Annotated in this window: 2 protein-coding genes; one reads left to right on the forward strand and one right to left on the reverse strand. The window is 73.6% G+C overall.

The window, feature by feature from the left end; translation table 11 throughout:
* Nucleotides 1-994 (reverse strand): alpha/beta hydrolase family protein (locus ACSNOK_RS32740; RefSeq protein WP_436784427.1); only part of this gene is annotated, 994 nt, incomplete at its 3' end.
* A 315-nt stretch (nt 995-1309) separates the two neighbouring features.
* Between ACSNOK_RS32740 and ACSNOK_RS32745 the strand changes: the two genes are divergently transcribed.
* On the forward strand, nt 1310-2035 hold the full coding sequence (locus ACSNOK_RS32745) for an aspartate/glutamate racemase family protein (protein ID WP_436784428.1): 726 nt from the start codon (nt 1310-1312) through the stop codon (nt 2033-2035).
* Nucleotides 2036-2075 lie beyond the last annotated feature (40 nt).

Below are 2075 nucleotides of genomic sequence, written 5' to 3' on the forward strand. Positions count from 1 at the left end.
GGCCGCGCAGGTGCAGCCCGAAGAAGGCCGCCACGTAGCGGCTGGTCACCGCCTGCGAGCGGCGGCCGTCCAGGCTGCCGAAGTACCGCTGGAACTGCTCCGGCGGCCAGGACTTCGCCAGCTCCAGGCCGACGCCCAGCGGCGCGAGGTCGGTGAAGCTGTAGTGCCGGGTGCCCAGCAGGTCCACCTTGCGGCCCCACGCCCGGTGGGCGGCCATGAAGGAGTCCCAGCCGGCGTCCGTCGAGTCCTCGGTGAAGAGCATGAACGGCTGTGTCAGACCGGTGCGGACGGCGTCCGTCTGCAGCCTGCCGTCGAGCACGATCCCGGCCGAGAACCGGGGGTCGGTGCGCAGCGCCTCGGCGGAGGCCGAGCCGCCCAGCGAGTGCCCGAACGCGCCGACCCGGTCGAAGTCCACGGCGGCGCTGACCGCGGGCGCCGGGCTCGGGCCGCGCTCGCAGCTCAGCACGTCCAGGACGAAGCGCAGGTCCGCCGCCCGGACGTCGGAGTACCGCCGCAGCTGCTCGGGGTCGCTCGTCGGCGGATTGCCGGGGACGACGCGGCCGTCGGGGAACTCGACCGGGCCGTCGTAGGTGTGGTTGACGCCCACCACCACGTACCCTCGCGAGGCCAGCTCCTGGGCGAACGCGGTGCCCGTCGCGGCCGGGTCCTGGCGCCCCGGACTGTAGAAGACCAGGGGCGCGTCCCGGAGCGTGCGGCTCACGGGCGCGCCGGCGCGGGACTGCGTACGCACGCGGGAGAGCGAGCCCGACGGAAGCGTGAAGCGCTGCTCCACCAGCGGCAGTAGGCCACCGGGCAGATAGGGAGCGGTCGTCCGCCCGGAATCCTGGTCCGTGGCGTACCAGACCTGCACCATCAGCTCACGCGGCGTTCGCGTGGGCGCGTAGGGATCCGTACGGCGGGTGTCCACGAGGTGCAGCCGGGAGGTGCCGACCGGGCAGGGGCCGGACGGGGCCGGCAGCGGTACGGGGGTCATGGACGGTGTACGGGGCTCGGGTGCCGCGGCGCGCGCCGCCGCGGTTCCTCCGACGCCTGCGGCCAAAGCGGCCCCCACCGCGCCCGCCGAGGCGCGGAGGAGTGAGCGACGGCCTAAGGAGGCCGCGGACGCCCCCGGGGTTCCGGAACGGTTCATGCGTCTCTTCTCCCAAGCGAAACGGCCGAGATCGAGGGATCGAGTGTGGATCATCATCGTCATCACACCACCCCCATGTTCCTTACGGAACCCCCGTTGCGGCCACCGTCACATCACAACTCGGTTGCCTCATGGGACCGCCGGGCTGAGAGTGAGCCGATGAAGACGATCGGGTTGCTGGGTGGCATGAGCTGGGAGTCCACCGCGGAGTACTACCGGCTGCTGAACGAGCGCACGCGCGAGCGCCTCGGCGGCCTGCACTCCGCCAAGTGCGTGCTGTACTCCGTGGACTTCGCGGAGATCGAGCGGCTCCAGGACGAGGGCCGCTGGGACGAGGCCGGCGACATCCTGGCCGCCGCCGCGAAGTCGCTGGCGGCGGCGGGCGCGGAGCTGCTGCTGATCTGCACCAACACCATGCACAAGGTCGCGGACCGGATCACCGCCGCCACCGACGTCCCGCTGCTGCACATCGCGACCGCCACCGCCGAGGCGGTCCGCGCGGCCGGCCCGCGCCGCGTCGGCCTCCTCGGCACCGCCTTCACCATGGAGCAGGACTTCTACCGCGACCGCCTGACGGCGGGCGGCCTGGAGGTCCTGGTGCCGGACGAGGCCGGCCGCGCGACCGTCCACCGGGTGATCTACGAGGAGCTCTGCGCCGGAATCGTCCGCGAGGAGTCCCGCGAGGCGTACCGGGCGGTCATCCGCGACCTGGTCGCGGCGGGGGCGGAGGGCATCATCCTCGGCTGCACCGAGATCGAACTCCTCGTCGGCCCCGAGGACAGCCCGGTCCCGGTCTTCCCGACGGCCCGGCTGCACGCGGAGGCGGCCGTCGCCCACGCACTGGCCGGCCACGCGCCGGAGGCGGAAGCGGCGGCGACGGCCTGAACCGAAAACGGCGGTGGGGGGGGGGGGGGGGGGGGGGGGG

It is taken from the genome of Streptomyces sp. URMC 126, from assembly GCF_051386555.1.
Taxonomy (GTDB): domain Bacteria; phylum Actinomycetota; class Actinomycetes; order Streptomycetales; family Streptomycetaceae; genus Streptomyces.